General features: G+C 70.0%; 20 protein-coding genes. 4 read left to right on the top strand and 16 right to left on the bottom strand.

Going from position 1 to position 25,798, the window contains the following annotated elements; translation table 11 throughout:
• The first annotated feature begins 4 nt into the window (after positions 1–4).
• The 3 genes from AB0L64_RS24665 to AB0L64_RS24655 are packed head-to-tail and all read left to right on the top strand — an operon-like array spanning position 5 to position 2,867.
• Positions 5–997 carry a D-2-hydroxyacid dehydrogenase gene (locus tag AB0L64_RS24665; RefSeq protein WP_363713583.1) on the top strand — a complete coding sequence of 331 codons (993 nt, stop codon included), beginning with the start codon at positions 5–7 and terminating at the stop codon, positions 995–997.
• Positions 994–2,376, top strand: coding sequence for an amidase (locus AB0L64_RS24660; protein WP_363713581.1), 1,383 nt, complete (start codon positions 994–996; stop codon positions 2,374–2,376). The genes AB0L64_RS24665 and AB0L64_RS24660 overlap by 4 nt, the downstream gene beginning before the upstream one ends.
• Complete coding sequence (locus tag AB0L64_RS24655) at positions 2,373–2,867, top strand: DUF3830 family protein (protein ID WP_363713579.1); 495 nt, start codon at positions 2,373–2,375, stop codon at positions 2,865–2,867. Before AB0L64_RS24660 ends, AB0L64_RS24655 begins: the two co-directional genes overlap by 4 nt.
• On the opposite strand, the gene AB0L64_RS24650 is transcribed toward AB0L64_RS24655, so the two are convergent.
• From AB0L64_RS24650 to AB0L64_RS24600, 11 genes are all read right to left on the bottom strand, one after another.
• Positions 2,854–3,666 (bottom strand): MerR family transcriptional regulator, encoded by an 813-nt coding sequence (locus AB0L64_RS24650; RefSeq protein WP_363713577.1) that lies wholly within the window; start codon positions 3,664–3,666, stop codon positions 2,854–2,856. The two genes, AB0L64_RS24655 and AB0L64_RS24650, sit on opposite strands and share 14 nt — an antisense overlap.
• An 8-nt stretch (positions 3,667–3,674) precedes the next feature.
• Positions 3,675–5,003, bottom strand: coding sequence for an amidase family protein (locus AB0L64_RS24645; RefSeq protein WP_363713575.1), 1,329 nt, complete (start codon positions 5,001–5,003; stop codon positions 3,675–3,677).
• A gap of 34 nt (positions 5,004–5,037) precedes the next feature.
• Complete coding sequence (locus tag AB0L64_RS24640; protein ID WP_363713573.1) at positions 5,038–6,156, bottom strand: amidohydrolase family protein; 1,119 nt, start codon at positions 6,154–6,156, stop codon at positions 5,038–5,040.
• Positions 6,157–6,197: 41 nt separating this feature from the next.
• Positions 6,198–7,472 carry a M20 family metallopeptidase gene (locus AB0L64_RS24635; RefSeq protein WP_363713571.1) on the bottom strand — a complete coding sequence of 425 codons (1,275 nt, stop codon included), beginning with the start codon at positions 7,470–7,472 and terminating at the stop codon, positions 6,198–6,200.
• 17 nt (positions 7,473–7,489) lie between these two features.
• Positions 7,490–9,067, bottom strand: coding sequence for an allophanate hydrolase (gene atzF, locus AB0L64_RS24630; RefSeq protein WP_363713569.1), 1,578 nt, complete (start codon positions 9,065–9,067; stop codon positions 7,490–7,492).
• The gene (locus AB0L64_RS24625) at positions 9,064–11,016 is read right to left on the bottom strand and encodes a 5-oxoprolinase/urea amidolyase family protein (protein WP_363713567.1); all 1,953 of its coding nucleotides are present in this window, start codon (positions 11,014–11,016) and stop codon (positions 9,064–9,066) included. The genes atzF and AB0L64_RS24625 overlap by 4 nt, the downstream gene beginning before the upstream one ends.
• 3 nt (positions 11,017–11,019) lie before the next feature.
• The gene (locus AB0L64_RS24620; RefSeq protein WP_363713565.1) at positions 11,020–11,637 is read right to left on the bottom strand and encodes an urea amidolyase associated protein UAAP2; all 618 of its coding nucleotides are present in this window, start codon (positions 11,635–11,637) and stop codon (positions 11,020–11,022) included.
• Positions 11,634–12,245, bottom strand: a complete 612-nt coding sequence (locus AB0L64_RS24615; RefSeq protein ID WP_363713563.1) for a DUF1989 domain-containing protein — start codon at positions 12,243–12,245, stop codon at positions 11,634–11,636. Before AB0L64_RS24615 ends, AB0L64_RS24620 begins: the two co-directional genes overlap by 4 nt.
• Positions 12,242–13,813 carry an amino acid permease gene (locus tag AB0L64_RS24610; protein ID WP_363713561.1) on the bottom strand — a complete coding sequence of 524 codons (1,572 nt, stop codon included), beginning with the start codon at positions 13,811–13,813 and terminating at the stop codon, positions 12,242–12,244. Before AB0L64_RS24610 ends, AB0L64_RS24615 begins: the two co-directional genes overlap by 4 nt.
• A 300-nt stretch (positions 13,814–14,113) precedes the next feature.
• Positions 14,114–15,052, bottom strand: coding sequence for an NAD(P)-dependent oxidoreductase (locus tag AB0L64_RS24605; RefSeq protein ID WP_363713559.1), 939 nt, complete (start codon positions 15,050–15,052; stop codon positions 14,114–14,116).
• Positions 15,053–15,099: 47 nt separating this feature from the next.
• The gene (locus AB0L64_RS24600) at positions 15,100–16,512 is read right to left on the bottom strand and encodes a serine hydrolase (RefSeq protein WP_363713557.1); all 1,413 of its coding nucleotides are present in this window, start codon (positions 16,510–16,512) and stop codon (positions 15,100–15,102) included.
• Between the two features lie 37 nt (positions 16,513–16,549).
• Between AB0L64_RS24600 and AB0L64_RS24595 the strand changes: the two genes are divergently transcribed.
• Positions 16,550–17,446: a diacylglycerol kinase family protein gene (locus AB0L64_RS24595; RefSeq protein ID WP_363713555.1), complete on the top strand. Its 897-nt coding sequence runs from the start codon at positions 16,550–16,552 to the stop codon at positions 17,444–17,446.
• On the opposite strand, the gene pulA is transcribed toward AB0L64_RS24595, so the two are convergent.
• The 5 genes from pulA to AB0L64_RS24570 all read right to left on the bottom strand — a co-directional run bounded on the left by pulA (position 17,443) and on the right by AB0L64_RS24570 (position 25,779).
• Positions 17,443–23,094, bottom strand: coding sequence for a pullulanase-type alpha-1,6-glucosidase (pulA, locus tag AB0L64_RS24590; protein WP_363713553.1), 5,652 nt, complete (start codon positions 23,092–23,094; stop codon positions 17,443–17,445). The two genes, AB0L64_RS24595 and pulA, sit on opposite strands and share 4 nt — an antisense overlap.
• 74 nt (positions 23,095–23,168) lie before the next feature.
• Positions 23,169–23,891, bottom strand: coding sequence for a Sir2 family NAD-dependent protein deacetylase (locus AB0L64_RS24585; RefSeq protein ID WP_363713551.1), 723 nt, complete (start codon positions 23,889–23,891; stop codon positions 23,169–23,171).
• Positions 23,878–24,441, bottom strand: a complete 564-nt coding sequence (locus AB0L64_RS24580) for a GNAT family protein (protein ID WP_363713549.1) — start codon at positions 24,439–24,441, stop codon at positions 23,878–23,880. The genes AB0L64_RS24585 and AB0L64_RS24580 overlap by 14 nt, the downstream gene beginning before the upstream one ends.
• A gap of 13 nt (positions 24,442–24,454) precedes the next feature.
• Positions 24,455–24,667 carry a sulfurtransferase TusA family protein gene (locus AB0L64_RS24575; RefSeq protein WP_355480309.1) on the bottom strand — a complete coding sequence of 71 codons (213 nt, stop codon included), beginning with the start codon at positions 24,665–24,667 and terminating at the stop codon, positions 24,455–24,457.
• Positions 24,664–25,779, bottom strand: coding sequence for an aminotransferase class V-fold PLP-dependent enzyme (locus tag AB0L64_RS24570; RefSeq protein ID WP_363713547.1), 1,116 nt, complete (start codon positions 25,777–25,779; stop codon positions 24,664–24,666). The genes AB0L64_RS24575 and AB0L64_RS24570 overlap by 4 nt, the downstream gene beginning before the upstream one ends.
• Positions 25,780–25,798: the final 19 nt, after the last annotated feature.

Raw genomic sequence — 25,798 nt, 5'->3', positions numbered from 1 at the left:
TCACGTGCCAGCCCTCCCGCCAGCAAGCACCGAGCGCCCCGTGGTCGCGGTGCTCTGTGAGCGTGCGACCGACCGGCCGCCGGGGCTGGACGGGCTGCCGGTCGACTTCCGGTACTGCGCCGCGGACGGGCTGGCCGTCGCGGTTCGGGGTGCGCGCGCCCTGATGCTCTGGGATTTCTTCTCGACGGCGGTCCGGGACGCTTGGGCGGCGGCTGACGCGCTCGAATGGATCCATGTGACCGCAGCCGGTGTGGACACCTTGCTCTTCGACGAACTGCGCGACTCCGCGGTCGTGGTCACGAACGCGCACGGAGTGTTCGACCGGCCGATCGCCGAGTACGTGCTGGGCGCAGTGATCGCGCACGCCAAGGACAGCCTCCGCAGCTTCGGCCTGCAGCGCGAGCGGCGCTGGCAGCACCGCGAGACCCGGAGCGTGCTGGGCGCGAAGGCGCTGGTCGTGGGGACCGGCGCGATCGGGCGGGAGACGGCCCGGCTGCTGCGCGCGGCCGGTCTGGAGGTCCGGGGTGCCGGCCGGGTCGCGCGAGGGGGCGACCCGGACTTCGGCACGATCGTTGCCAGCAGCAACCTGTCGGCCGAGGCCGGCTGGGCCGACCACCTCGTGATCGCGGCGCCGTTGACCGCGGCGACCCGCGGGCTCGTCGACGCCGCTGTCCTCGCCGCGCTGCGGCCGGGAGCGCACCTGGTGAACATTGCCCGCGGTCCGATTGTCGACGAAACGGCACTGCTCGCCGCTGTCGGCAGCGGGCGGATCGCCGCCACGCTCGACGTGTTCGACACCGAGCCACTGCCGCCGGACCATCCGCTCTGGGACGCGCCGAACGTCACGGTCACCGCGCACATGTCGGGCGACGTCGTCGGCTGGCGCGACACCCTGGCGGCGCAGTTCGCGACCAATGTGCGGCACTGGCTGGCCGGCGAACCGCTGCTGAACATTGTCGACAAGAAGCTTGGCTACGTTCCGACGGGAGATCGATGACCGAGGCAACCGAGCTGGTCGAGGGCTACCGGACCGGCGCACTGTCGCCCGTCGAGGCGACGCAGCAGGCACTGGACGCGATCGAGCGGTACGACGACCAGGTCAACGCCTTCGTCCTGGTCGACGCCGAAGGCGCGCTCGCCGCCGCGAAGGAATCGGAGACCCGCTGGCACGCCGGAACCCCGCTCGGACCCGGCGACGGTGTGCCGACGTCCATCAAGGACGCATTGTGGACAAAAGGCTGGCCGACACTGCGCGGCAGCACGATGATCGACCCGGCCGGGCCGTGGGACGAGGACGCGCCGTCCGTCGCCCGGCTGCGCGAGACGGGCGCCGTCATCCTCGGCAAGACGACCACACCGGAGTACTCGTGGAAGGGCGTCACCGACTCGTTCACCTACGGCGCGACCGGCAACCCGTGGGATCCGGCGAGGACGTCGGGCGGCTCGAGCGGCGGCTCGGCGACCGCGGTCGGCCTCGGGATGGGCGTGTGGTCGCTCGGTACGGACGGCGGTGGATCGGTGCGGATCCCGGCCGCGTTCACCGGAACGGTCGCGCTGAAACCGACGTACGGGCTGATCCCGCTGTTCCCGCCGAGCGCGTTCGGGACGTTGTCGCACGCCGGGCCGATGACCCGGACCGTACGCGATGCGGCTGCCCTGCTCGACGTGGTCGCCGGGTTCGACTCGCGCGACTGGTCCGCGATGCCGACACCGGCCCGGTCCTTCCTGGACGGCCTCGACGACGGCGTGGCCGGTCTGCGGATCGGGTTCTCGTCCGATCTTGGTTTTGTTGACAATCATCCGGAGGTCGACGCGCTGGTCCGCGCCGCGGTCGGCGTGCTCGCGGACCTCGGCGCCGAGGTGACGGAGGTGGATCCCGGGTTCGCGGATCCGATCGACGCGTTCAACGTGCTCTGGTGGTCCGGTGCCGCGAAAGTGCTGTCGGCGTACGCGGTCGACGATCGCGTCGACCCGGGGCTGCGCCGGGTCGCCGCGCAGGGGTCGGCCTTCTCGGCGTCGGACTTCCTCGACGCGACCAACGTCCGGATGGAGCTCGGGACGCTGATGGGGCGCTTCCACCAGCAGTACGACGTGCTCGTGACGCCGACGCTGCCGATCACCGCGTTCCCGGTCGGCCAGGACGTGCCGGACGGGTCGTCGTCGCCGGACTGGACCGACTGGACGCCGTACACGTATCCGTTCAACCTCACTCAACAGCCCGCGCTGAGCGTGCCGTGCGGCTTCACGAGCGAGGGTCTGCCCGTGGGGTTGCAGGTCGTCGGACCGCGACATGCCGACGCGCTGACGTTGCGGGTCGGCCAGGCGTATCAGGCCGCGACCGACTGGCACCGCCGGACCCCGACCTTGGAGAGATGATGAAGCACATCACGGTCAGCCTGGACAAGCGCGGCGTGAGCTGCGTGGCGAAGCTGCTCGACGACGTGGCTCCCCGGACCTGCGCGGCGGTCTGGGATGCGCTGCCGCTGTCGGCGCCGGTGTTCCACGGAAAATACGCGCGGAACGAAATCTACACGCTGGTTCCGGCGTTCGCGCCCGATCCGGGCAAGGAGAACACCACCGTCACGCCGATCCCGGGGGACCTGTGCTGGTTCTCGTTCGACTCCGACGACCTGGGCAATCCCGCCTACGGGTACGAGAACACGACCGGCACCGGTACGACCGGCGCGATCGTCGACCTCGCGGTGTTCTACGGCCGGAACAACCTGCTGATCAACGGCGACCAGGGATGGGTGCCGGGAAACGTTTTCGGCGCGATCACCGAGAACCTCGACGAGTTCGCCGCCGCCTGCCAGGACCTGTGGATGGGCGGCGCCCGCGGGGAGACGTTGTCGTTCAGCCGCTTGTGAGGGGCTGCTGCAATTCGGTGACCCAGTCGTCCGGGTTCTCCGGGGTGTCGAGGTAGAGCTCGCGGGCCGGCTCGGCGGCGCGCCGGCCGTTGTCGTCGAGCCAGCGCGCCAGCGCCTGCCAGGACGGCAGCACCTGATCGATCGGTCCGCGGTGCACCAGCGTCGCTGCCTGCGTTGCCGGCAGGTCGACCACCTCGAGGCCGTTGAGGTTGCCGCCGGCATCGACCGCGGCCGGGACCGTCGCACGTACGACGACCTCGTCCTCGGAGCTTTGCGCGTACAGGCAGGTCAGCCGGCCGGCGGGGTGGACGTCTGCATCCGGTAGCCGCCGGCCGAGCTCTGCGCAGAGGGGGTGGACCACGGGAGTGATGTCGTCCGGCGTGAAACTGGCCGCTGTCGCGGTCAGGCCAACGAGTCGTACGGCGGGCAGGTCCTTGACCACGACGTCCGCGGTTGGGACGTCGTTCTCGAGGCCGCGCAGGCGTGACTCGACTTGCGCGAGCCGGGCCTGGCTCTCGGCCAGGGTGGTCTCCAGCTGTGCGCGTCGCATGGTGAGCATCGTGCGGAGCTCGGACAGGCTGAGATTGTCGGCAATCATCTTGTTGACCTGGTCGAGGGAGAAGCCGAGGTCCTTGAGTGCGACGATTCGGTTCAGGTCGGCGAGCTGGGCGGCGGTGTAGCTGCGGTAGCCGGTGGCGGGGTCGACGTACGCGGGGCGCAGCAGGCCGATGGCGTCGTAGTGCCGCAGCATCCGAATCGACACCCGGCCGTGGCGGGCGAATTCACCGATCGCGAACATGACGGCAGTCAACCAGCCAGGAGTTCCGCGAACGTGATCGCGGTGTCGTCCTCGTGCCACGGACCGATCACCTGAGCGCCGATCGGCAACCCTGCCGGCGTGCGTGCGATCGGCATGCTGAGCGCGGGGTGCCCGGTCAGCGCGGCGTGGGCGATCCAGAAGACCTGCGTTTCGTACGGCAGGCCGTCGATTGTCGACGATCCGTGGGGGAACGCGACGGTGAAGCTGGTCGGGCAGAGGAAGACGTCGACATCCTCGAAGTACCGCTGCCACCGACCGCGCGCCGCCATCCGCCGCCGATCCAGCCCGCGCACGTCCTCAAGCGTCAGACCACTCCCGGACCCGCCGCCGGGGTCATCGTCGGGGTTGGCGTGGAGGGCGAAGAAGAGTTCCACCTGGCGGCCGAACTCTTCGGCTTGCTCGTCGGGGTCGACGTCGTCCGGCCAGTTGTCGACAATCTTTGCGCCGCTGCGGGCGAGTCGGTCGATCGTGTCGGACAGTGCGTCGCCGACCTCGCTGGTGACCGGGGCCGCGGGGTGGTCCAGGACCACGCCGACGCGATAGTCCGCGAGACGGGTGTGCCGGGGGCGGGGCAGCGTGTACGTGTACGGCGCCTCGGGGCCGGCGGTGGCGTGCAGGGCGAGCCGTAGGTCGCCGGCGGTGCGGGCGAGTGGTCCGATTGTTGACAAGTTGGGCAGCTCGCTGGGGAGGTACGGCGTACCGGGGACCTGGAAGCCGCGCTGTGGGACCAGGCCGTTCGTGGGTTTGAGTCCGTACACGCCGCAGTACGCCGCCGGCAGGCGGATCGAGCCGACCAGGTCGGAGCCATATTCCAGATAGGTCAGATCGGCGGCGAGTGCCGCGGCGCCGCCGCCGCTCGATCCGCCGGGCGTCCGAGTGAGATCGGCGGGGTTGTTCGTCCGGCCGTAGATCTCGTTCGCGGTCTGGCCGAAGTCGGCGAGCATCGCGTGCACGTTGCTCTTCCCGACGACGATCGCCCCCGCGCGCTGCAGCCGCTCGACGACCGCCGCGTCCCGGTCGGCGACGTGTTCAGCGAACGCCGGATTGCCCCACGTAGTGTGCAGACCGGCGACGTCGAAGCAGTCCTTGACCGTCATCGGCACACCGTGCAGCGATCCGATCGGCCCGAGCGATCCGCGCGCCGCCACCATCGCGTCGGCCCGATCGGCCGCCGCCAGGGCGTACTCCCGGCGTACCTCGACGACCGCGTTGACCTCCTGGTCGTCCGCGATCCGCGCCAGCAGCTCCTCGGTCACCTCACGCGACGACACCTGACCTGTGCGGATCCGGTCCGCGATCTCTCCTGCAGTCATCATGCGCCCCGGTCTATGACCTGACACGGTGTCAGGGTCAACGCCCGACTTCGGCTCCGTTGTGAAAGACCCGCCGGATCCGGCCGTGGAGCGCGGTGCAGTCCAGCTCGGTGCCGTCGAGCAGGACCAGATCGGCACGCTTGCCCTCCGCGATCTCGCCGCGGTCGTCCGCGAGACCCAGCAGTCGCGCCGCGCCGATCGTCGCCGCTCGCAGTGCACCCGCATCACCGAGGCCGGCGGCAGCCAGATGCCGCAGCTCCCACAGCACCTCGGTGTGCGGCCGGACCGGGTTGTCGGTGCCCATCGCGATGTTCACCCCCGCGGCGATCGCGAGTCGCACCGATTCGCGATGAGCCTCGGCGGCGCCGTCCGGTACGGCTGTCGGGTCGGATTGGGTGACCGACAGCGTCGGCACGTACCAGGTCCCTGAGTCCGCCATTGCCTGTACGGCGGATTCGTCCAGGTACGTGCCGTGCTCGATGCTGCCCGCGCCGGCGCGTGCGGCGAGCTCCGCGGCCCGTGCTCCGTGCGCGTGCACCATGACGCGCCGGCCTCCGCGCCGCCGGGCTTCGTCGACGAGTGCGGTCATTTCGTCGTCGGTCAGCTCGAGATCGGTGAGGCCCTTGCCGATCGCCAGGGATCCGGTCGCGGTCACCTTGATCCAGTCCGCGCCGGCCCGGATCATCCGCCGCACGACGGCCCGCGCCTCGTCGGCCCCGTTGAAGATCGGGTCCGGCAGCGAGGGATCCTCGAAGAAGTCGAGCGGTCCGGTCCGCGGCGCCCAGAGATCGCCGATGCCGCCGGTCGTCCCCACCTGCCGCAGGCTGAGCAGCACCTGCGGCCCGTCGATCCAGCCTTTCTCGACGGCCATCCGTACGCCGGCGTCGGCGCCCCACGCGTCCCGCACGGTGGTGACGCCGAGGCCGAGGAGTGTTCGCAGCACAGGTACGGCGGACAGGGGCCGAACGGATCGCGGCAGCCCGAACGGATCGATCCGCGTCTGCGTGATGCACAGGTGCGTATGGCAGTCGATGAACCCCGGAACCAGCAGCCCGCCGTCGCAGTCGACCGCCTCGTCACCGTCCAAGCCGATCCCGACCTCGACGATCCGATCACCGGCCAGCACCACATCAGCCCGCCGTACTTCACCGGACACAACATCAAGAACCGACCCGCCCCGAAGCACCACTCGGCGAGTCACAGCAACCTCAGCGCGGCCAGCGCGTAGGCGCGTGCGGCGATGACGAGTTCCGCGACGGCGACCGATTCGTCGGCGCGGTGTGCCTGGGTGGTGACCGAACCGGGGCCGAGGACAACCACCGGTACGCCGAGGTCGCGGGCGACGTACCCGCCGTCGCAGGCCGCGGTCCAGCCGGCCAGCGGGAGCGGTGGTCCGCCGGCGTCGAACCGGGCCGCCTCGGTGACCCGGACCAGTTCGTGCTCCTCGGGGGTCTCGAAGGCGGGCATCTCCATCGGCATCGCGAGCTCGACCGTGAGGCCGCGATCCTCCAGGTGCAGGGCGGCGATGCGGCGGCCGAGGTCGGCGAGGACCTCGGCGGGGGATTCGCCCGGCAGAAGCCGGCGGTCGGCGACGACCACGCAGTCGGCGGGGACGATCGAGCCGCCGGTGCCGCCGTTGATCTGGCCGACGCTCCAGGTCGCTGGGCCGAGCAAAGGATGCGGTGCGGCGGCGAGTTCGTGATGCAGGCGTTCGATCTCGGCGACCACCGCGGCCGCGCCGTAGATCGCGTTCGCCCCGCCGTCCGGGTTGCCGGCGTGCGAGGCGCGACCGTGGACCGAGACCTGCAGGTACGAGTCGCCGCGCGCCGCGATGATCGTCTGAAGGTCGGTGGGCTCGGCGGTGATGCAGCCGAGGTACCGACGGGACCGGGTGCTGGTGGAGTTGTGTCTCGCCCCTGTCCTTTCCGCTTCAAGTCTATCGAGCGGCGGGCCGGGCTCGGCTGGGTTATCCACAGGCGCAGGCTTGGTGGCTTCGACGGAGGCGCGGATGCCCTTGCCGGTCTCTTCTTCGTCTACGACGGCGAGTAGCTCGACCGGGCCGGTGAGAGTGGTGCCTCGGAGGGCGGCCAGCGCGACCAGGGCTGCGGCGAGGCCGCCTTTCATGTCCGAGGCGCCGCGGCCGTAGATCCGGCCGTCACGCAGGAGACCGCCGAAAGGGTCGACCGTCCAGCCGTCGCCGACCGGAACCACATCGGTGTGCCCGAGCAGCAACAGGCCGGGGCCGTTGCCTCCGGCAAGCGTGACCGAGACGTTGTCCCGGTCACGCTCGACGGGTGTCGTCCGGACGTCGAGGTCGAGTTCGCGCGCCGCCGCGGCGAGAGCGGCAACGGTGGCGCTCTCCTCGCCAGGCGGATTCTGGCCGGGTGCCCGGAGCAGGTCCTGCGTCACCCGGACCAGCAGGCCCTCGTCGATCCGGTCCAGCACTGTCTGTTCGGCGGACGTCAGGCTCATGCCCACCAACCATAGGGTCAGCTCCCGGCCAGGTACGCCCGCCAGCCGCCCGCGGCCGTGATGTCCCGCGCCGGATCCGCGGCATCCGCCGTACAGACGAACCCGAGCACGTGCTGCCCGTCCGACAGTTCCACAGGCCCGATCGCCAGCGGCGGATCGATGGTCGTCGCGAAACCGCCCAGCTCGGCCGCGGGCAGCCTCCACACCTCGACTTCGATCCCTGGACCGTCCGCACCCGCCAACGTCCGGGTCAGTCCCGGACGCGGCCCGTCGACGAGGTACATCCGGTACGACGACGCGGTCCGCGCGGCGAACGCCAGCCGCGCACCACGCCGTACCAGCTGGTCGTTGAGCGGCTGGCCGGACAGATGCGCGCCCGCGACCGCGAGCAGCACGTCGCCGCCCGACGCCGGCACGTCCTCGCCGGTCCACGCAGCCGCCAAGTCGATGAGCTCGACGTCATGCCCGGCCGGTGCCAGCAGCTGGATCCCGAACGGCAGCCCGTCGGCGCGATCCGGTCCCGGGAACGCCACCGCGCACAGATCAAGGAGGTTGACCATGTTCGTGAACCGGCCGAGGCGGCTGTTCGTGCCGATCGGATCGGCCGCGACCTCCGCCAACGTGGGATGCCCGGGCGTCACCGGCAACAGCAGCGCGTCGAGCTTCGTCCACAGGTGTTCGCTCGCGCGGGCCAGGGTCGCGAGCCGGTCGAAGCCCGCGAACGCGGCGGCCGCGGTTAGCGACGCGCCGCCCCGCACGATCGTCCGCACGGTCGGGTCGACCGCCGGATCGTCGTCCAGCTTGTCCCCGAAGGCGAGCCAGCGCTCGGCCAGCCACGGCCCGGAGTACAGCAGATCCGCGGCCTCGAGCAGCGGCCGCACATCCACCTTCACGACCTCGCCGAGCCGATGCGCCTCGGCGAGCGTCTCCTGCCAGGCCGCCTCGTGCAGCGGATCCAGTTCAAGCCCGATGTCCGGTACGCCGATCACGCCGCCGGAGCCGGGCCGCCGCCGGGGCAGGTCGGACGCGCGCCGCGACCACGCGTCGTCCGGGTCGTACGCGGCCATCACCTCGTACGCCGCCCGCGCGGTCGCCACGGTCCTCGCCATGACGGTCACGCAGTCGAGTGACCGGCAGGCCGGTACGACGCCGCGCGCCGAGACCAGCCCGCGGCTCGGTTTGATGCCGACAATCCGATTGAAGGCAGCCGGCACCCGTCCGCTGCCGGCCGTGTCGGTGCCGAGCGCGAAGTCGACCTGACCACTCGCGACGGCCACGGCACTGCCCGAGCTCGATCCGCCGGACACATGCCGGTCGGAGAAGACCGAGTGGCATGCGCCGTACGGCGATCGCGTGCCGACCAGCCCGGTCGCGTACTGGTCGAGGTTCGTCTTCCCCAGCGGTACGGCGCCGGCCGCGATCAGCTGGTCGACGACGAAAGCGTTGCGCTCCGCGGGCCGTGCGTTGCGCGGGTCGCCGGCCGTCGTCGGCACCCCGGCGAGATCGATGTTGTCCTTCAGCGCCATCGTCAGCCCGCTCAGGACTCCGGGGCGCGGCGCGATCGGGTCGACTCGGGTGATCCACTCGTTGTTCATGCTCCCCACCGTGCCCTCTCGGCCTCGAACGCGGCGCGGCGTCTGGCCCGCACGGTCGCGATTTCCACAGGTGCCTCCTGCTCGATCTTGCGGACGTCGGCGATCGAGAACGTCGCCGGCGCGGTCTTGAGATCGGCTCGCCCGGCAGCGATCTCGGCCCGCTCGTGGGCGAGCTGCTCCGCGCTCACCGGGGTGAATCTGATCAGGTCGAACTGCCGCAGGAGCCAGGGCTGCTCGTCGGCGGGGGACAGCCGCCAGACCGGGACGGTGCGTCCGACCAGCTGGTACCCGCCCGGGCCTTCCATCCCGTACACACACAGGTAGATCCCGCCGATCCCGACGGCGTTCTGCGGCGTCCAGGTCCGGGCCGGGTTGTACTTCGTCGTGACGAGACGGTGCCGCGGATCGACCGGTACGGCGACCGGTGCGCCGAGGTACACGTCGCCGAGACCGACCACCAGGTACGTCGCGGCCTGCACGATCTCGAACACGTCGTCGCGCGCGCCGAGATCGTTCACCCGCCGGATGAACTCGACGTTGTCCGGGCACCACGGCGCGTCCGGCCGCACCGACGTCGCGTACCGGCGCATCGCCTCGTGCGCCTCGGGATGGTCGAACGCGATCGGCAGCACGACCTCGCGGGCCGGCAGCACCACGGTCTCGGGATCAGCCAGTCCGGCCGCCAGGAACGCGAGCTGTTCCGCGAGCGAGGTCAGGGCGATCCGGGCCGAGTCGACCGCGACCAGCAGCGACCGCACGCCCTCGACGATCTCCGTCACGCCGGCCGGGCGGTCGTCCCGGAGGGCTTGGGCCAGCAGGTGGATCCACACTCGGACGGTGAGATCCAGTTCGGCCGGTCCGGCTTCGACCAGCAGGTGCCGTTCGCCCGCGCATCTGATCGTGTACGCCGGCGTGGTGCCGGCCGGATCGCCTCGGTGCAGTGTGTTCGGGCGTTCGGGTGCAGCGGCCGACACGGCGACCATGGTCGGCTCCTGGCGTAGGTCGGTCAGCCAGCGGCGGCGGGCCCGGATCGCTTCGGTTGCCGTTTCCTGCGTCACCGGGACCAATCGCACGGCGTCGCCTGCGCGCAGCTGGCCGAGCATCCAGCGGTCGGCCTCGATCACCACGGCCGGTACGACGAAACCGCCGAGCGACGGGCCGTCCTTGCCGACGATGACCGGGGTGTCGCCGGACAGCATGATGCCGCCGACCGGGTACGCCGAATCGTGGACGTTCGACGGATGCAGGCCCGCCTCGCCGCCGTCGGTCCGGGCCCAGCCGGGAGTCGGACCGAGCAACCGGACCCCGGTGCGATCGGAGCGATGGTCGACAATCCAGTTGTTCGCGAAGAACGCGTCGACACCGTCCGCCGTGAGATGCTCCGGCGCACCGTGCGGCCCAGGGATGACGCGGATCTGCCACGAGCCGGACATCGACGGCAGCTCCACCGACAACGGGGTCAGCAGGTTCTCCCGGCGGCCCAGCGGAATCCGGTCGCCCTCCAACAGCGGGCGACCGTCGTGACCGCCGAAGCCGCCGAGGATGAACGTGGACCGGCTCCCGAGCACGCGCGGCACGTCCAGTCCGCCCTGGACGGCCACGTAGGCCCGCATCCCGGGACCGTCGAGCGGGCCGACGTCCAGCACGGAGCCGGCCGGCCAGAGCACGACCATTCCCGGCCTGATCGGCAGATTGTCGACAGTCGCACGCTGCGCCGCGCCGCCGACGCAGATCAGCCGGTCCTCGTCGCACGTCAGCACGGGCCCGGCGAGCACGCACTCCAGGCCGGCTGCCGTGTCCGGATTGCCGACCGCAGCGTTGAGCAGGGCGAACGTCAGCTCGTCAGCGGCGCCGGACGGTGGCACGCCGACCTCCCACAGCCCCGGCCGCCCGGCGAGATCCTGCACCGTCGTTTGGACACCAGGATTGTTGACAATGATCACGGCCACCGGTCACCACCGGCCCAGCAGCTGGATCGGCGTCGGGTTCCAGCCGTTGCACGGATTGTTGACCTGCGGACAATTGCTGATCAGCGCGAACAGGTCACGGCTCGCGGTGACCTCGACGTACTTGCCCGGCGCCGACAGACCGTCCTCGAACGTCAGCCCGCCGCTCGCCGTCACCGGCACGTTCATGAAGAAGTTGATGTTGTGCGTGAGCTGCCGCTGACCGATACCGGCCGCGGCGCCGTACCGCAGGAAGGTCTGCCGGCAGGCATGCTGGTGCCGCGTGAACTCGCCGTACCGGATGACGTTGCTCTCCTGTGAGCACGCGCCGCCGACGGTGTCGTGCCGGCCGCAGGTGTCGTCGGTGATCACCGCGAGCTCGTCGAGCCGGGTCGACAGCAGCCGTGACCCGGTGGTCAGGAACACCGCTCGCTGCTCGCGGATCGTGTCGAAGGCGGAGTAGCGGTTCTCGATGTCGTGGGCGTCGTAGAACAACGTGTCCACGGCCTGATTCCCGTGCAGGTCCACGATCCGCAGGCGCCCGCCGGCCGGAACGGTCACGAGGGCGCCGTCGCCCGCAGCTACGACGGTGTCGAGGCCAGTTGCCGTCTCGGTCACGGTCATGCGATCAACTCCCGGGTCAGACGCAGTGCGCGGACCGCTTCCTCCCGCAGGTCGGGATCCTCGGTGTGTTCCGGCGTCTCGATCTGTACGGCGACACCGACCGCGGGCAGATCGGACAGCGCATGAGCCGCGGTCGACACGAAGACCAGCAGGTCCTGGTCCGCGCGGAGCGTGACGGTGTCACCCGCGCGGGCATGGCCGGGGGCGAAGGCCAGCGACGCGCGGGCGTCGTCCGCGACGCCGACCTTGCTGAAGAAGTTGATGCAGCCGTGCAGATCGTCCGCACCGAAACCGTGCTTCACGAGTTCGAGCAGCAGCAACCGGTCGGGCGCCGCGCCGGTCAGGCAGTCGTGCCAGTCGAGGCTCGAGGCCAGGACCGTCGCCAGCGCCAGCCCGCGGTCCGACATCAGCACCATGCCGGGCTTGATGCGCGCCGACATCTGCGCCTTGAGCGTGTCCGGGATGTTCAGCCGATCGAGACGGTCGGCGCCGATGATCAGCACCGACGCGTTCGCGCCGTCGTTGAGCGCCGTCAGCGTGATGACGCGTCCGGCCCGCACCGGCGCGGACCACGCCGCGTCACCGGGCATGTCGTGGGTATGTGTCATGCGCCGGCTCCTTCGACCTCGACAACCGGTACGGCAGTGCGCAGCGGCAGCCCGATCGAGGCGTAGTAAGCGCTCCGCTGAGCCCGGAAGGCGAGAAGGCCGCCGACGGCGACGACGGCAAGGGTGATCAGCGGAAGGTAGTGCAGGTACCAGCCCTCACCTGCCGGGTCGTAGACCTCGGCGCGCGGCCAGCCGAGGTTGATCGCCATCGCGAGTCCGTAGCCAACGGCAACGAAGTTGACCAGCACGCCGACCCGGCCGAGCGAGAACAGCGGCCGCCCGTTCTCGTCCACTCCGGCGGACAACCCGCGCCCGGTCAGGCGCCGTACCAGCAACGGCGCGGTGACCATCAGGTACGCGACGTAGAGCAGCATGATGCAGACGCTCGCCAGCCCCAGGAACAGGCCCGCGTTCCCGACGTTGACGACCAGGCAGACACCGGCCAGCACGCCGGGCACCACGGTCGCGGCGACCGGCGTACCGGTCCGCGGCGACACCTCGCGGAGCTGACGCGATCCCGGCAGCACGTTGTCGCGCGCCATCGAGAAGATCATCCGCGCCGCGGCGGTCTGGATCGCCAGCGTGCACACGCACACCGCGAGCGCGACGTCGAGCAGCAGCAGCTTGCCGGGCGTCGTACCCAGCCGACTCGTCAGCACGTAGGGAAGCCCTTGCGTGGCGAGATCCCCGTCAGTCACCGACGGCGCGGCCATCAACGCCGCGACGATCAGGAACGCGCCGCCGATCCCGGACGCGATCACCGCCCGGAGGATCGTCCGCGGAGTCGTCGCGCGCGGCTTGTGCGTCTCCTCCGACAACTCGCCCGCACTGTCGAACCCGACCAGCACATAAGCCGCCATCAGCGCCGAGACCAGCAGCGGTACGACGTACCCGGTCGTGCTGTCGAGATTCGTCGTGTGCAGGACGACGGACGGCCCGCGCTCCGCATTGCTGGTCAGCAGGACGACGATCAGCACGACGCCGACCAGTTCGCAGGTCACGCCGACCGAGTTGACGATCGCGGTGATCCGCACACTCGTCGCGTTGAGCACCGTCGTCGCGACGAGCAGCAGGCACCCGAGCACCACGGCGTTCGCGGCGCCGTCCCTCGACGCCAGCGCCGGATCCGTGCCGACCAGCTGGAACCCGGGCCAGACCGCGGGCAGCACGACCTGCAGCGCGATCGCGGCCGTGGCCAGCGTGATGATCTGCGCGATCACCATCGTCCAGCCCGCGAACCACCCGACGACCGCGCCGCCGAGCCGGCGGGCCCATTGGTAGATCGCGCCGGACAGCGGGTACCGCGCGGCGAGTTCGGCGAAGCACAACGCCACCATCAGCTGACCGGCGAGGACGGCCGGCCAGGTCCAGAAGAACGCCGTGCCGCCGAAGCCGAAGCCCAGACCGAACAGCTGGAAGACGGTGGTGAGGATCGAGACGAACGAGAATCCGGCCGCGAACGACGCGTAGCTGCCGACGCGGCGCGAGAGCTGCTGGGAGTAGCCGAAGCGGCCGAGGTCGCGCGCTCCCAGTTCATCGGTGGTCAGGGTTTCGGGGGGTGCTGACATGTCCGGCCTCCGCTGGATCGGGCCCGGAATGCGCGCACGGCAACCCGGGGCCTTCAAGGCCTCCCGGGCTTTTGTCCCGCCGTGGAACGGTGCCGCCGCACAATGCCGGCGACAGCACCGCCTCCCCTCTCGGACCAGACCTGCCATCGGCTCGACCAGCAGCGGAACCCTAGGGGCGCCCCGCCGTACCGGCGGGTCCTTTCCAGTTCAGGACCCGCCGGTTTCAGCGGTCGTCATCGCGTGTAACGCAGAAGTAAAGGAATCCTCTCACCGGCTCGCGCGGCTGTGAGCGAGCGGAGATCACAGCCCCTGGCGGAACCCGTCGCGCCAGGACGCGTACCCGGGCTGCCACTCGAAGGTCCGCTTGGCGAGGGAGTTGTCGACGCCGCGGATCTCGGTGAACGCCGCCACGCCGACATCGCCGACCGCGAGCCGTCCGAGCCACGCCGGGATGCGCCGCGGGGCCTTCGCACCGAGGATCTTGGCGAGCTCGGGCAGCCAGACCGCCGCCTGTGCGGGGTCGTCGTCCGCGATCTGGAACACCCCGGTCACGTCGCTCTCGACCGCCTTCACCGTTGCCGCGGCGGCGTCGTCGTAGTGGATGAACGACCAGACGCCGGTGCCGTCGCCGATGATCGGCAGCCGGCGCTTCTGGATCAGCTCCACCATCGAGCCGCCCTTGCCGAGGTCGGCGGTCGGGCCGTAGAAGTTCGCGTACCGCAGCGCGACGCCCTCGATCCCTTCGGTGTTCACCGCCGCCGACTCGACGTACTTGATCGCCGCCATCGTCTGCCGCTGGGCGGGCACCGGGTCCGGGTCGAGCGGGTCCGCCTCGGTCTTCGCCGCGGATCCGCCGTGCTGCATGTTCCAGCCGGCGTACGACTGGACGACGAACCGTCGTACGCCGGCAGCCTTGGCGGCGGCCAGGAGGTTGTCCGTGCCGACCGTTCGCAGCTGGTTCGTCGTCGCGAAGCTGTCGTCGAAGTGCTTGAAGTCGATCCCGCCCTTGAGTGCGGTCATCTGGTGTACGACGACCTCGGGCCGGACCGACTCCACGGCCGCGCGCACCGCGGCGGCGTCCAGGCCGTCCGCGAGCACGGCGTCCGCGCCGAACGACCGCACACCGGCCGCGCCGGACTCGGACCGGGTCATCCCGGTCACCTCGTGCCCGGCCGCGAGCAGCTGCGGCACCAGTGACCGGCCCAGTCCTCCGGTCGCTCCTGCCACCAAAACCTTCATGTCATCCTCCGTCGTCCGTGATTACGACCCGGAGGACACGCGCCGCGTCAGTCCTGTGACATCGGCTCCGAAGAAAGCTGGAATTCGGTCGGGCCGAAGGAGACGTTGAGCTTGCCGTCGACCGTCATCGTGCCGCCGTCCACGCGGCACGTGAGGGTGGCGACGAACGGGGTCTCCACCCAGCGCAAGGTCGCCACGAACGCGTCGCCGTCGCCGTACGCGCTGGTCAGGACGCGCTCACCGGCTTCCGGAGCGGCGTCGTCGACCGTGCCCGGCGCAGCCTGCTCCTGCCAGTCACCGGCCGCGCACCGGATCTCGTGAGTTCTGCCGTCGCCCAGGTCGCTGAACGTGAACGTGCCTGACCCGTCCGCGTCGAGCCGGACCGAGGTGAGACCGGCCGGGTTGGCCGCCGCGAAACGGTACGTCCGGCCGTCCCCGGCGGTCGGTGCGGCACCCGCCGGTGGCACCAGCCGCAGCCGCTCGGGCCGGGGGACGACCGGCACCTCCTTGCCCTCGAGCGCGGGCAGGAGGTGCTCCCACACCGTGTTCAGGACCGCCTGCATGTCGGTCGTCGAACTCGTGATGATCAGCGCCGCGTCGTAGTCCGGGAACACCAGGCAGAACTGCCCGAACGCGCCGTCACCGCGATACGTGTTGTGGCGGCCGCGCCAGAACTGGAAACCGTAGCCCTGCTTCCAGTCCGGGTTCTCCTCGGTGTCGTTCGGGACCTGCTTCGACGTTGCCGACTCGAACCACTCGGCCGGGACCAGCTGCTTGCCCTGCCACTCACCGTGCTGCAGCAGCAACTGCCCGAAGGCGGCCAGCGACTCCGTGTTGATGCTCAGGCCCCAGCCGCCGACCGTGATGCCCTCCCTTGACACCTGCCAGGTCGCCTCGGTCGCACCGAGCGGCTCGAACAGCCGCGGCCGGAGGTAGTCGAGCAGGCGCTCGCCGGTGAGCCGCTGCAGGATCGCCGACAGCATGTAGGTCGCGCCGCTGTTGTAGGCGAACACCGTGCCGGGCTCGTGCTCCACCTCGAGGCCGAGGAAGATCTTGACCATCCGGCGGTCCCGGCTGAGCGCGTCGACGGTGTCCTTCGAGTGCCCGGTCGTCATCGTCAGCAGGTGCCGGACCTTCATTGCGGCCAGGTTGTCGCTGACCGTCTCCGGCAGTTCGTCCGCGTCGAAGAACGAGATGACCTGGTCGTCGAGCGAGAGCAGCCCTGCGTCGATCGCCAGCCCGATGCCCGTCGACGTGAAACTCTTCGACACCGAGAACAGCAGGTGCCGGTCGTCCAGCCGGTACGGCGCCCAGGCCTCCTCCAGCACGACCTGGCCGTGCCGCAGCAGCATGACAGTCTGGATCTCCGGCTCGCCCGCGTCCAGCGCCGCGACGAAGCTGTCGAGTGCTGCGGTGATCAAGCCCTGGGCTTCTGGGGTACTCCGTGGAAGTCTGCTCACACCCAAGACGCTATCTCCAGAAACGGACAAATATCAGGTGAGTTCTGCCAAGCGGGCAGCCGTGATCGTGAACCCGGTGAAGGTCGACGGCGACAAGTTCCGCCGGATCGTCGAGACGGCCCTGTCCGAACGCGGCCTCGACGAGCCGTTGTGGCTGGAGACGACCGAGGACGACGCCGGCGTCACCATGGCCCGGCGCGCGATCGACGAGCAGGTCGACCTGGTGCTGGTCGCCGGCGGCGACGGCACCGTCCGGGTGGTGTGCGCCGAGCTGGCCCGTACCGCGATCCCGGTCGCCGTCCTGCCCGGCGGCACCGGGAACCTGCTCGCCCGCAACCTCGGCATCTCGCTCGACCTGGACGTCGCGCTGACCGAGCTCCTGGACGGCTCCGAGCGGCGGATCGACAGCGTGCTGGTCGAAGGGGACCAGTTGACCACCGACCGGTTCGTGGTGATGGCCGGGCTCGGACTGGACGCCGCGATCATCGAGGACGCGCCCGACGACCTGAAGAAACGGGTGGGCTGGGCGGCGTACGTCGTGTCGACGCTGAAGAACCTGAACCATCCGTCGGTCCGGGTCACGATCACCGTCGACGACCAGCCGCCGGTCCGCCGGCGGGCGCGCACCGTGGTGATCGGCAACGTCGGCACGCTCCAGGCGAACATCCCGCTGCTGCCGGACGCCGTACCCGACGACGGCACGATCGACGTGGTCGTCCTCGCGCCGCGCCGGATCACGCACTGGCCGCGGCTCGCGCTCGGCCTGGTCGTGAAGTCCTGGCGCGAGCGTCACGTCGAGCGCTTCACCGGCCGGCGCATCCAGCTGCGCGCCGACCGGGTGGTACGCCGCCAGCTCGACGGCGACGCGATCGACGAGGGCACGTCGTTGACCGCTGAGGTCGACCCGGCGGCCCTCGTCGTCCGCGTGCCCTAACGCTGCACCAGTACGGCGACCGTCCGGGCCGGGACGGTCACTGTGCCCGTCGCGGACGACCACGTGGTTTGTTTGACGACCGGGTCGGAGCCGGCTGCTTGGACGGGGGACAGGGACAGGTTGGCGCCGGTCAGGCCCGGGACCTGCTGGGTGACCGCGGCGTTGGTGGAGTTGAAGACGACCACGACGCCCTTCAGTGACGGGTCGACGTCAGCACCCACCGTGTCGTCGATGCGCATGGTGATGACACCGGGCGTCGTACCGCTCAGCGGGAAGCTCAGCTTCTGGTTGATCAGCGCGGCCGAACCGAGGCGGAACAGCGGCGTCGAGAACCGGAGCTTCAGCAGGTCGGCTGCCGCGGCCGAGGCCGTGGCCACGTCGGTCGCTGACGGCTTCAGCGCCGGGTTGGCCAGTAGCGGCTTCATGTACGGCCACTTGGCCTCGTTGTCGGGCTTCGGCGGCAGCCCGTGGCCGAAGCCGTTGTCGGCGCCGGTCCAGTCGAGCGTGTTGAACCAGTCGCCGGAGTCGTACGAGTTGCGGTCCAGCGACTTGCTGCGCAGCATGTCCGCGCCGGCGTGCCAGAACGACGGCGTCTGCGCCAGTGCGGTCGTGGCCAGCGACAACGTGTTCATCCGGATCCGGTCCGGCATCGGCAGGTCGGTCGGCAGCTTGTACGTCAGCGTGTCCCAGAGCGTCTCGTTGTCGTGCGCGTCGACGTACGTGATCACCTCGTCCGGCTGGTCGGCGTACCCGGCCGGCTGGCCGTTGTAGTCGACCTGGTCACCGCGGACGGCCTGTCCGGACTCCGCCGATGTGAAGCTGAACGACCGGAGGTTGGCGGCCAGCCCGAGCTGGACCAGGTCGGTGTCGTGAGCGAGCCGCTTGGCGCGCTCGGCCGGCGTACCGTTCACCGGGTCGCCGTTGGGATCGCTCGCCTCGCCGGAGCCGAAGCCCTGGATCCGCGGGTTGTCGTCGAAGGGGCCGCCGCCGCGGACCGCGTCGCGCAGCCGGTCGGAGAAGGTGCCGATCCCGGTGCCGCCGAGGTTGCCCTGCCGGGCCTGGACGAACAGCGCGTCGTCCGCGACCTCGCCGAAGTTCCAGCCCTCGCCGTACAGGTAGATCGACTTGCCGTCCACGCCGTCCTTGGCGAGCGTCAGCTTGTCCAGGGCGGCCCGGACCTTCAGCATGTTCGCCTTGGAGTGGTGACCCATCAGGTCGTACCGGAAGCCGTCCACGTGGTAGTTGCGCGCCCAGCTCACCGTGCCGTCGACCATGATCTTCTCGGCCATCGCGTGCTCGGTCGCGATGTTGCTGCAGCAGGTCGAGGTCTCCACCTTCCCGGTCGCGTTCAGCCGCTGGTAGTAGCCGGGCACGATGCGGTCCAGCACCGACGTCGGGGCCTGGCCGGCGGCCGGGGTGTGGTTGAAGACCTGGTCGAGTACGACGCGCAGGCCGGACTTGTGCAGCCCGCCGACCATCGTGCGGAACTCGGAGACCCGGGCCAGGCCGTCCTTCTGGGTGGCGTACGAGCCTTCCGGCGCCAGCCAGTGGAACGGGTCGTAGCCCCAGTTGAAGCCGTCCTTGGCAGCCACTGCCGTCACGCAGGCCTGCTGCTGGTCGGAGTCGGGCGGTAGTGCTTTCAGATCACACGCGGGTGTCTGCTGGCCGGTCTCGGGGATCGAGGCGATGTCGAAGGTCGGCAGGAGGTGCACGGTGTTGAGCCCTGCTGCCTTGAGGGTGCGCAGGTGCTTGGTGCCGTCGCCCTCGTCGGCGAAGGCCAGATAGGTGCCTCTGTGCGCTGCCGGCACCGTGCTGTCGTTGATGGAGAAGTCGCGGACGTGCAGCTCGTAGATGGTCGAGTCGACACCGCGGGCGAGCTTCGGCGACGGGGTGGACCTCCAGAGTGCCGGCTTGCCTGCCGGGTCGTTGAGGTCCACTGCGACGGAGTACGTCGAGTCGGTGGTCAACGCGGCGGAGTACGGGTCCGTGACGACGTTCGTCTCCACCTTGCCGGTGCTGGGTGCGTACACCGTCACCTGATAGCGGTACGGCGCGTTCTTCCACGACGGCCGCCCGACGACGGACCAGGCGCCGTCGTCGCTGCGCCGCATGCGGATCGCCGAAGACCCGATCAGCAGCTTCACGTCCTGAGCCGTGGGCGCCCACAGCGTGAAGGCCGGTGCGGCGCCTTGCCACGTGACGCCGTACGAGCGGCCGGTCGCTCCGCCGTAGACGTCGTCGAGGACGCCGGGGATCTGGACGCCGGTCGCGTCGAGGAGGCGGCCGGTGTCGTCGTACTGCGCGAGGCCCAGCTGGCCGGTGAGGATCTTCTGGACGTCGGCGTCGTCGAGGCGCAGCGTCGTGTAGCCGGGCTTCACCTCGGCGGTGTCGTAGCGCAGGGCGGCCGACGAGCCGCCGATGTCGTTCGCGTCGATCTTCAGCGAGCCGGTGTCCGACCAGTGCAGCCGCCACCGGTACCGCTCCGGGTGCGCGACCGCGGGTACGGCGAGGGTGTTGCGGTCGAGCCAGTACGCCTTCGCTTGGCTGAGGTCCGGCTGTGCGCCGGGCTTGGCCGTCGTCACCGTGAACTGGTGGGTCGCGAGCACGTACGAGAACGTGACGACCAGACCGTCACTCGGCACCGAGACCGGCACGTTGTTCGCCGGGTAGCTCTCGTCCCAGGACAGGTTGTGCGCGACCTTCGCCTCATAGGTGCCCGCCTTCAGCTCGCTGGTGGACCAGGTGTAGGTCCCGTCGCCGTCCTCGTCGGTCAACCAGGGTCGCATGCAGGACGGGTCCCAGTCGGTCGGGCAGCCCAGCTCGGTCTGGAACGACCCGGGTGCCGTGATGATCGGGCCCTGTGCAGTGGACGTGACGAAGTGGCGGCCGTGCTCGTAGTAGAAGCTGACGGGCCCGTTCGGTGCGGTGTACGAGATGTTGGCACCGTTCTTGACGCCACCGGCGCCGTAGTTCTCGTCCCAGGTCTTGTTGATGGCCGCCTTGTACGCGTGCTCGCCGGCCGGGAGCGTGTAGGTGCCCTTCCAGACCTTGTCCTTCGGGTCCAGTGTCAGCTGGGCCTGGTCGCAGTCCGGCGACCAGTCCGCGGGACAGCCCATCTCACTGTTGTGGTCACCTGGCACAGACACGTTCGCCGGCTGGACGACGGGACCAGTGCCGCCACCGCCGCCACCGGGTGCGGCCGCGTCACCCACCACGCCGTACGAGCCGGAGACGGAGTAATTGCCCGAGACGTCCCGCAGTACAGCGCGGTATTCGAGCAGCGTCCCCTTCGGCAGCCCGGACACGTCCTGGAAGACGCGGTACGGCGCGTTGTCGTCCGCGCCGAGCCGCTTCCACGCCGTCGTACCCACGGGCCGGTAGCCGAACGTCACAGTCGCCGGGGTGTTCGCGGGAATCGCCGCAGAAATCTCAGCGCGCCCACCGACCGTCGCACCGAGCTCCGGCGAGCTCATGTAGACGCTGGGAGCCTTGGTACGCGCCGGGACCTTGTTCTGGGCCTGGTACACCGTCACAGACAGCGGGGCCTGGCTGACGACCACCCTGCCCTCACGGTCTGTCTTCAGCGACTTGGAGCCGCCGTAGACGGGCTTCAGCCAGGTGTTCGAGCCGTACGTCGGCACCGTCGCCGAGGCGGCCGTCGTGGAGTTGTTCGCGACCACCAGGTACTCGACGTTGTCGCTGCCGAGCCGGCTGAACGCGTACAGCCCGTTGAACTTGGACGAGTACCGATGCACCTGCCGCCCGTCGGACAGCGCCGGGTACGTGGCCCGCAGCTTCGCCAGCCCGGCGATGTGCTTGTACATCGGCGCGTTGACGTCGTACCGGTCCTTGCTGCCGATCGTCGTCGTACCGCTGCCGTCGACGACCTCGTCGTCCGCGTAGTCGGCGGTCCGGGTCGCGAACATGTCCTGCCGCGCGTCCTTGTCACCGCCGGGGCCTGTGAAGCCCTGCTCGTCCCCGTAGTACACGACCGGCTGGCCGCGCGTCAGGTACATCAGCGAGTGCGCCAGCTCGTCCCGTGCCAGCAACTCGGCGCCGGACGCGCCGCCCTGCTTCAAGAACGTGCCCACGCGGCCCATGTCGTGGTTGCCGAGGAACGTCGGCAGCTCGTACGCGTTGGAGTCCGTGTCGGTGTAGTAGTCGTCGTCGGCGTAGAAGTCCTGCAGCTTGGTGCTCGGGTCGCCCTTCGCGTACGCGACCGCGTTCTGCTGGAACCCGAAGTCCAGCGTGGCCTGCAGCGCGCCCTTGGTCGTGTACGTCGACATGAACTGCGGGTTGGCGTCGAAGACCTCGCCGAACATGAAGAAGTCCTTCGACCCGGCCGACTGTGCGGCGGCCAGGATCTGCGGCGAGAACTTCTGCCAGAACTCGATGTTCACGTGCTTGACGGTGTCGATCCGGAATCCGTCGATGCCGAACTCGGCCCACGTCTTGTAGACGTCGATCATCCCGTCGCGGACCCGCGGCTGCTCGGTGAACAGGTCGTCCAGCCCGACGAAGTCGCCGTACTCCGCGCTCTCGCCGGCGAACGTCGAGTCGCCGCGGTTGTGGTACAGGGTCGGGTCGTTCAGCCAGGCCGGCACCTTCACGGACGCGTCGGCCGGCGTCCTGAAGACCGGGACGTTCGGGAAGCTCACGGCCGCGTCGAGCGGCGGGAACGTGTCGCCCCCGGCGTACTGCTTGTCGTCGAAGACGTTGCCGGCGGCATCCTTGTACGGCGAGGTGGACTTCGGGATGTAGCCGTACTGGCCGGACTGGTACGCGATCACGTCCGCGGTGTGGTTGGTGATGATGTCGAAGAAGACCTTCATGCCCTTGCGGTGCGCCAGGTCGATCAGCCGCTTCATGTCCGCGTTCGTGCCCAGGTGCGGGTCGATCTGGGTGAAGTCGGTGATCCAGTAGCCGTGGTACCCGGCGCTGACGTCGGCGCCGGAGCCCTGCACCGGGCGGTTCTTGAACGACGGGGTCAGCCAGATCGACGTCGTCCCCAGGGACTTGATGTAGTCGAGCTTCTGGATCACACCGGTCAGGTCGCCGCCGTGGTAGAAGCCCTTGTCCGTCGGGTCCAGGCCGGTCGTCAGCCGGTCGCCGGTGAGCCCGCCGTTGTCGTTGGACTTGTCGCCGTTGGCGAACCGGTCCGCCATCAGGAAGTAGAACCGCTCCTTGGTGAGGTCCGGCCGCAGGCTCGGCGTCGCGAGTGCCCGGTCCGCGGCTGTCACGGCCGGTCCGGCGAGATTCACCGGCTTCACCGTGACGATGTGGCTCGTGTCGTCGTAGCTGAACTCCAGCTTGGCCGGACCCTCGATCCGCAGCGGAATGTTCTGGCCGTTGAGGACACCGCCGGCGCCGTAGTTCTCGTCCCAGCTCTTGTTGACGGTGACCTTGAACTCGTACGACCCCGCCGGTACGTCGAACACCTTCGTGTATGGCGCACTCGCGCCCAGACTGGTCGCGTCACAGCCCGGATCCCAGTCGGCCGCGCACCCGAGCTCACTCTGCAGCGAGCCCGCCACGGTGATCACCCGGTCCGCGGCCACTTGTGCCGGAGCCGGCGCAGCCGTACCCAGTCCGAGTACGACGACCGCGGCCGCCGTGAAACCTGCCGTCCAACGCCTGAACCCGCGCATCACGGTCCCCTCCCCGCCAACTGATCTGCCGGGGACGCTAGCCGCCGGTCTTTACCGTGAGGAGGGCTCGAAGATCACGGTAAGGTCACGAGGTCCGGCAGCGTGGTCTCGATCGGTGTGCGCAGCACTGTCGTAGCGTGCTCGTCGTACGGCGTCGGCTGGGCGTTCAGGATCACCAGCGGCTTCCCGGCGTTCAGTGCGAGGTCACACAGGCCGGCGGCCGGGTAGACCTGCAGCGACGTGCCGATGGCCAGGAACAGGTCTGCTGCCTCGGCGGCCGCGACGGCTCGGTCCAGGACGACCCTGTCGAGTGACTGGCCGAACGAGACTGTCGCGGACTTCAAGATGCCGCCACAGACCTCACACGCCGGATCCTCGTCGCCTGACTCGAGCCGGGGGAGTACGTCCGCCATCGGGATCCGCCGGTCGCACTGGAGACAGTCGACGTACCAGACCGTGCCGTGCAGCTCGTGGACCAGCTCCGGCGAAGAGCCGGCCTTCTGGTGCAGCCCGTCGACGTTCTGCGTGATCAGGCCGGTCAGGCGGCCCTGCCGCTCCAGCTCTACCAGAGCGAGGTGGCCCGGGTTCGGCTGCACGGTCCAGGCCGGCACCGAGAGCCGGTGTTTCCAGGTCGCCACGCGGACCTCGCGACTGGCGACGTACTCGTCGATGTCGAACATCGCCTCTGCCGCCGGGTCCTTCGTCCAGACGCCCTGCGGTCCCCGAAAGTCCGGGATCCCCGACGACGTCGAGATCCCGGCCCCGGTCAGCACAGCGATGCGGTCAGCTCGGATCACCCTCCGACGGTACCCAGTCCTGGGCCAGGACGGACATCACGACCTCGTCCACCCAGTCGCCGTCCCAGAGCAGAGCGTCCCGGAGTACGCCCTCAGTGGTGAAGCCGGCCTTCTCGTAGGCGCGCTGGGCGCGCGGGTTGAACGCGTAGACGCCGAGACTGATCCGGTGCAGCCTCAACTGCTCGATGCCGTAGCCGACGATCAGCCGGGTCGCCTCGGTCCCGAGGCCGCGGCCCTGGCCGGACGGCCCGATCAGGATCCGGAAGTTGCAGCTCTGGTTGTCGGGGTCCCACTCGTTGAGCACGGCCTCGCCCACGACGACCCCTGCGGCCTTGTCGACGATTGCGAGGTCCAGCCGATCGGTTTGGTCCGGGCGGGTGCGGTACCACTCGCGGGCCTTCTCCTCGCCGATCTCGCCGTGGCTGCCGGTCAGTCGAACGACGTCCGGGTCTGCCATCGCGATGGCGAGTGCTTCGTAGTCACCCTCGTCCACAGGTCGCAGAACGACCAGGTCCCCGGTCAGCGTCGGCTTGTGCGCGAAGTCGGTCACGCGGCGCAGTGTGTCAGCTGACCCGCCGGACGACGTACTGGTTTTCCCCGGCCGACACCAGCTCCTGGGACCGCATCCGGCACCAGGCGGGGATGTCGGTCGCGGCGGCCGGGTCGTCGGCCAGCACGGTGACCGTGTCGCCGACGGCAACGGTCGGTAGCGTCTTGGCCAGTTTGATCACCGGGAGTGGGCAGAGCAGGCCGGTGCAGTCCAGGTCCACGTTCACATCCCCACCTCCGCCCGGATCCGCCGCACGAGCCCCGGCAGGACCGCACAGAACCGTTGGACGTCGTCGTAGCTGGTGTCGCGCCCGAGAGAGACCCGGACGTTGCCGTGGGTGAGGACACCCATCGCCGCGAGTACGTGAGAGGGCCGGAGCGTGCTCGACGTACAAGCTGAACCGCTGGAGACGGCGAACCCCGCGGCATCCAGCGCGGTCACCAGGGCCTCGCCGTCCACGTAGAGACAGGAGAAGGTGAGGATGTGCGGCAGGCGGTCCGCCGGGTCACCCACGACCTCCACGTCGGGGATGTCGGCCGCCACACGACGCCGTACCTCGTCGATCCAGGCCCTGTGCTGCTTGTCGAGCTCTTCGGCCTCGGCCAGCCGGGCCTGGAGCGCAGCGGCGGCGGCCAGCGCGTTGGGTACGTTCGGGAACCCGGGGGAGAGGCCGTCCTCCCGCTCGTCCAGCGGCCACGCCGGTGCGATCCGCGTGCCCTTCTTCACAGCGAGCAACCCCACACCGGCCGGTCCGCCCCACTTGTGCGCACTGGCGGCCAGCGCCGACCACTCCTCCGGCAGCGCGTCGTGCCCCACCGACGCCGAGGCGTCCACGAACAGCGGCACGCTGCCACAGTCCTGCGCGATCGCCGCGATCGGCTGCCTCGTACCGACCTCGTGGTTGGCGGACTGAACCGCGGCCACCGCCACGCCGGGCCGCCGTACCGCGTCCTTGAACGCCTCCTGATCCACCCGGCCCCGAACGTCCACCCCGACCTCGACGCCGTCAGCGCCCGCACTGTGCAGGACCGCGGAATGTTCGACGGCCGTGTGGACAACCGTGGTCCCGACGCGGCGGCGGGCGGCCTGGAGAGCGGTCAGACCGGCCTGGATCGCCGCCGTCCCCGAGGTGGTCAGGTACAGCTCGTCCGGCCGTACGCCGACCGCCTCGGCGAGCACCGCCCGGGCGTTGTCCAGCAGCAATCTCGCGGTCCGGCCCTCGTGGTGCAGACGCACCGGATCGGCCCATCCGGAATCCACTGCCGAGAGCAACATCTCCCGTGCGGCGGGGTGCATCGGCTCGGCCGATGCGGCGTCCAGATACGTACGCTCGCTCACACGGGAAACGCTAAGCCCT

Source organism: Kribbella sp. NPDC051936 (assembly GCF_040680955.1).
In the GTDB taxonomy this organism is placed as follows: domain Bacteria; phylum Actinomycetota; class Actinomycetes; order Propionibacteriales; family Kribbellaceae; genus Kribbella.
This window is presented reverse-complemented; position numbering and strand designations above follow the sequence as displayed.

Excerpts from the sequence above, each read along its gene's own strand:
- AB0L64_RS24660 (WP_363713581.1), top strand. The coding sequence starts at position 994 with ATGACCGAGGCAACCGAGCTGGTCGAGGGCTACCGGACCGGCGCACTG.
- AB0L64_RS24655 (WP_363713579.1), top strand. The coding sequence starts at position 2,373 with ATGATGAAGCACATCACGGTCAGCCTGGACAAGCGCGGCGTGAGCTGC.
- AB0L64_RS24650 (WP_363713577.1), bottom strand. The coding sequence starts at position 3,666 with ATGTTCGCGATCGGTGAATTCGCCCGCCACGGCCGGGTGTCGATTCGG.
- AB0L64_RS24645 (WP_363713575.1), bottom strand. The coding sequence starts at position 5,003 with ATGATGACTGCAGGAGAGATCGCGGACCGGATCCGCACAGGTCAGGTG.
- AB0L64_RS24635 (WP_363713571.1), bottom strand. The coding sequence starts at position 7,472 with ATGAGCCTGACGTCCGCCGAACAGACAGTGCTGGACCGGATCGACGAG.
- atzF (WP_363713569.1), bottom strand. The coding sequence starts at position 9,067 with ATGAACAACGAGTGGATCACCCGAGTCGACCCGATCGCGCCGCGCCCC.
- AB0L64_RS24620 (WP_363713565.1), bottom strand. The coding sequence starts at position 11,637 with ATGACCGTGACCGAGACGGCAACTGGCCTCGACACCGTCGTAGCTGCG.
- AB0L64_RS24615 (WP_363713563.1), bottom strand. The coding sequence starts at position 12,245 with ATGACACATACCCACGACATGCCCGGTGACGCGGCGTGGTCCGCGCCG.
- AB0L64_RS24610 (WP_363713561.1), bottom strand. The coding sequence starts at position 13,813 with ATGTCAGCACCCCCCGAAACCCTGACCACCGATGAACTGGGAGCGCGC.
- AB0L64_RS24605 (WP_363713559.1), bottom strand. The coding sequence starts at position 15,052 with ATGAAGGTTTTGGTGGCAGGAGCGACCGGAGGACTGGGCCGGTCACTG.
- pulA (WP_363713553.1), bottom strand. The coding sequence starts at position 23,094 with ATGCGCGGGTTCAGGCGTTGGACGGCAGGTTTCACGGCGGCCGCGGTC.